Annotated in this window: 3 protein-coding genes; all 3 read left to right on the top strand. The window is 71.0% G+C overall.

The window, feature by feature from the left end; all coding sequences use genetic code 11:
- Window positions 1–3 precede the first annotated feature (3 nt).
- The 3 genes from xsc (at window position 4) to pta (ending at window position 4,057) form a co-directional block, all read left to right on the top strand.
- Window positions 4–1,785 carry a sulfoacetaldehyde acetyltransferase gene (xsc, locus tag QPR87_RS23295; RefSeq protein WP_011747937.1) on the top strand — a complete coding sequence of 594 codons (1,782 nt, stop codon included), beginning with the start codon at window positions 4–6 and terminating at the stop codon, window positions 1,783–1,785.
- A gap of 286 nt (window positions 1,786–2,071) precedes the next feature.
- Window positions 2,072–3,088, top strand: a complete 1,017-nt coding sequence (locus QPR87_RS23290) for a YeiH family protein (RefSeq protein ID WP_011747340.1) — start codon at window positions 2,072–2,074, stop codon at window positions 3,086–3,088.
- A 12-nt stretch (window positions 3,089–3,100) separates the two neighbouring features.
- Complete coding sequence (gene pta, locus QPR87_RS23285) at window positions 3,101–4,057, top strand: phosphate acetyltransferase (protein ID WP_285051540.1); 957 nt, start codon at window positions 3,101–3,103, stop codon at window positions 4,055–4,057.
- Window positions 4,058–4,077: the final 20 nt, after the last annotated feature.

The following is a 4,077-nucleotide window of genomic DNA, read 5'->3' as shown; positions in this document are numbered from 1 at the left end:
GCCATGAAGATGACGACTGAGGAGTCTTTTGTCAAAACCCTTCAATTGCACGGGATCGAGCATGCCTTTGGCATTATCGGCTCTGCGATGATGCCTGTTTCGGACCTGTTTCCGCGGGCCGGGATCACGTTCTGGGACTGTGCGCATGAGACGAATGCCGGGATGATGGCGGACGGTTTCACGCGCTCGACGGGGCGGATGTCGATGGCGATCGCGCAGAACGGCCCCGGGGTGACGGGGTTCGTGACGCCGGTCAAGACGGCCTACTGGAACCACACGCCCTTGCTGCTGGTGACGCCGCAGGCGGCGAACCGGACCATCGGGCAGGGCGGTTTCCAGGAGATGGAGCAGATGCGCATCTTCGCCGATTGCGTCTGCTACCAGGAGGAGGTGCGCGACCCGAGCCGCATCCCCGAGGTTCTGAACCGGGTGATCATGCAGGCCTGGCGCAACTCGGCGCCGGCGCAGATCAACATCCCGCGCGATTTCTGGACCCAGGTGATCGACGTGGATCTGCCGCAGGTGGTGGGCTTCGAGCGGCCGGCGGGCGGCGAGCGGGCGGTGGCCGAGGCGGCCAGGCTGCTTTCCGAGGCGCGGTTCCCGGTGATCCTGTCGGGCGCCGGCGTGGTGCTGTCGGGCGCCATTCCCGACCTGGTCGGGCTGGCCGAGCGGCTGGATGCGCCGGTCTGCTCGAACTACCAGCACAATGACAGCTTCCCGGGCAGCCATCCGCTGGCCATGGGGCCGCTGGGCTACAACGGCTCGAAGGCGGCGATGGAGATCATCGCCCGGGCCGACGTGGTGCTGGCGCTGGGGACGCGGCTCAATCCGTTCTCGACCCTGCCGGGCTACGGCATCGACTACTGGCCGAAGGATGCCAGGATCATCCAGGTCGACATCAATGCCGACCGCATCGGGCTGACCAAGAAGGTGGCGGTGGGCATCCAGGGCGATGCGGCCAAGGTGGCGCGCGGCATCCTGGCGCAGCTGGCCCCGGCCGCCGGCGATGCCGGGCGGCAGGAGCGCCGCGACCTGGTGGCGCAGACCCGGTCCCGCTGGGCGCAGGAACTGTCGAGCCTGGACCACGAGGAGGACGATCCCGGCACCGAATGGAACGAGCAGGCGCGGGCTCGCGACGCCGGTCTGATGAGCCCGCGCCAGGCCTGGCGGGCGATCATGCAGGCGGTGCCGAAGGAGGCGATCGTCAGCTCGGACATCGGCAACAACTGCGCCATCGGCAATGCCTATCCCAGCTTCGAGGCGGGGCGGAAATACCTGGCGCCGGGGCTGTTCGGTCCCTGCGGCTACGGCTTCCCGGCGATCCTGGGGGCCAAGATCGGCAATCCGGAGGTGCCGGTGATCGGCTTTGCCGGCGACGGCGCCTTCGGGATCTCGATGAACGAGATGACCGCCTGCGGGCGCGAGGACTGGCCGGCGATCACCATGGTGATCTTCCGCAACTACCAGTGGGGTGCGGAAAAGCGCAACACGACGCTGTGGTACGACAACAACTTCGTCGGCACCGAGCTCGACCGCGACACCTCCTATGCGAAGATCGCCCAGGCCTGCGGGCTGGTGGGCGTGCAGGTGCGCAGCCAGGAGGAGCTGACGGCGGCGCTGCACGATGCGGTCGAGCGGCAGATGCAGGGCCGCGAGACCACCTTCATCGAGGTGCTCTTGAACCAGGAGCTGGGCGAGCCCTTCCGCCGCGACGCGATGAAGAAGCCGGTGGCGGTGGCCGGCATCGACCCGGCCGACATGCGCCCGCAGCAGGGCGCCGCCTGATCGGGTGCGGGGTGCGGAGGCTCCCGGCCCCCGCACCCCGCCTTCTGCGTCCCGCCCCGCCCTGCCTTCCCCGCCCCACCTCGCCCCGCCCTGCCTCGCCCCGCCCTGCCTTCTCTGTTCGGCCAATACTCCGGGGGGCGCGCGCCAGCGCGGGGGGCAGAGCCCCCCTCGGCGCGGGACGCGCCGCACGCGACAGGCCGCGGCGGCGCCCGCATGACCCCAGAATGACCCCAGACCGGCGCGGAGCCTTCTGCGCCGGCCCCATCCCCGCATCCCGGTGAGCACGATGATTTCCACCATGATCCCTTCGCGCGGCCTGATCGAGGCGGCCTTTCCGGGCTTCGCGGTCTCGGCCCTGGTCGCGGCCACGGCGCAGTTCCTGTCCGACCATTACGGCGCCCCGGCCATGCTGCTGGCGCTGCTGCTGGGCCTGGCGCTGAACTTCCTGGCCGAGGACGGCACCCGCACCGCCCCGGGCGTCGCCTTCACCGCGCGCACCGTGCTGCGGCTGGGGGTGGCGCTCCTGGGCGCGCGCATCTCGGCCGGCATGCTGGCGGCGCTGGGACCCGGCGCCATCGCGCTGGTGGCGGCGGGGGTGGTGCTGACCATCCTCTTCGCGCTCGCCGCCAGCCGGCTGGTCGGCCGCGGCTGGCGCTTCGCGCTGCTGACCGGCGGCTCGGTGGCGATCTGCGGCGCCTCGGCGGCCATGGCCATCGCCGCGGTGCTGCCGCGCCACGAGAAATCCGAGCGCGACCTGGTCTTCACCGTGCTCTCGGTCACCGTGCTCTCGACCGTGGCCATGGTGCTCTATCCGATGCTGGCCGGGTTCTTCGGCTTCACCGCGCGCGACAGCGGCGTCTTCCTGGGCGGCACCATCCACGACGTGGCCCAGGTGGTCGGCGCCGGCTTCTCGATCGGTCCCGAGGCCGGCGAGACCGCCACCCTGGTCAAGCTGATCCGCGTCTCCATGCTGGCGCCGGTGGTGCTGTGCTTCTCGCTGGCGATCCGGGCGCGCGGGCTGGCCGACAGCCGGGGCGGCAAGGCGCCGCCGCTCCTGCCGGGCTTCGTCATCGGCTTTTTGGTGCTGGCGGCGCTCAACAGCCTGGGGCTGGTGCCCGCCGCGGTCTCGGAACTGGCCGGCCAGCTCTCCCGCTGGGCGCTGCTGATCGCCATCGCCGCGGTCGGCATCAAGACCTCGCTGAAGAAGATGTTCGAGGTCGGCACCGGCGCCATCGCGCTGATCCTGGCCGAAACCGTGTTCCTGGCCGTCTTCGTCACCATCGGCCTGCATGTCCTGGGCTAGGGGAGGCAAGCCATGAAACCGCTCGACCGCATCCACGAGGCCGCGAAGGCCCTGGACCGCCACATCATCCTGCCCGAGGGCGAGGATCCGCGCGTCGCCGAGGCCGCCCGCCGCCTGCTGGCCGGGGGGCTGGCGCGCGTCACCCTGATGGGCGGGCCCGAGATCGCGGGCGCCGGCCGCATCGACCCGGCCGGCGCCCCCGACCTGGCCGAGCTGGCCGACCACTGGCACCGCATGCGCGCCGCCCGCGGCATGACCGCCGAGCGCGCGCTCACCGAGATGCGCGACCCGATCCGCCAGGCCGCCATGCGGGTGCGGCTGGGCCAGGCCGACGGCACCGTGGGCGGCGCGGTCGCCACCACCGCCGACACCGTGCGCGCGGCGCTGCAGATCATCGGCAAGGCGCCCGGGGCCGGCATCGTGTCGAGCTTCTTTCTGATGCTGTCCTGCGGGCCCGGGGCGCCCGTCAGGGGCGGGATGATCTTCGCCGATTGCGGGCTGGTGATCCAGCCCGACGCGCGGGAACTGGCCGCCATCGCGCTCTCGGCCGCCGACAGCTGCCGGCGCATCCTGGCCGAGGAGCCGCGGGTGGCGCTGCTCTCCTTCTCGACCGCCGGCTCGGCCGAGCATCCGAGCCTCGGCCGCATCCGCGAGGCCCTGGCCTTGATCCGCGCCGCCGCACCGGGTCTCGAGGTCGACGGCGAGATGCAGTTCGACGCCGCGCTCGACGAGGCGATCCGGGCCAGGAAGGCCCCGGAAAGCCCGCTGACCGGACGGCCCAACGTCTTCGTCTTCCCCGACCTCGCCGCCGGCAATATCGGCTACAAGATCGCCGAGCGCCTCGCAGGCCTCACCGCCATAGGACCCATCCTGCAAGGCCTCGCAAAACCCGCAAACGACCTCTCGCGCGCCTGCTCGGTCCAGGACATCGTAAACGCAACAGCAATAACCGCTATGCAGACGAAATAGACACAAAAACACCAGAATGG

The sequence above is a fragment of the Paracoccus sp. SSJ genome (assembly GCF_030234105.1).
GTDB classification, from domain to species: Bacteria; Pseudomonadota; Alphaproteobacteria; order Rhodobacterales; family Rhodobacteraceae; genus Paracoccus; species Paracoccus denitrificans.
The sequence above is the reverse complement of the archived record's forward strand: the minus strand, read 5'-3'. Positions and strand labels throughout refer to the sequence as shown.

Coding starts and splice junctions, on each gene's coding strand:
- pta (WP_285051540.1), top strand. CDS start 3,101: ATGAAACCGCTCGACCGCATCCACGAGGCCGCGAAGGCCCTGGACCGC.
- xsc (WP_011747937.1), top strand. CDS start 4: ATGAAGATGACGACTGAGGAGTCTTTTGTCAAAACCCTTCAATTGCAC.
- QPR87_RS23290 (WP_011747340.1), top strand. CDS start 2,072: ATGATTTCCACCATGATCCCTTCGCGCGGCCTGATCGAGGCGGCCTTT.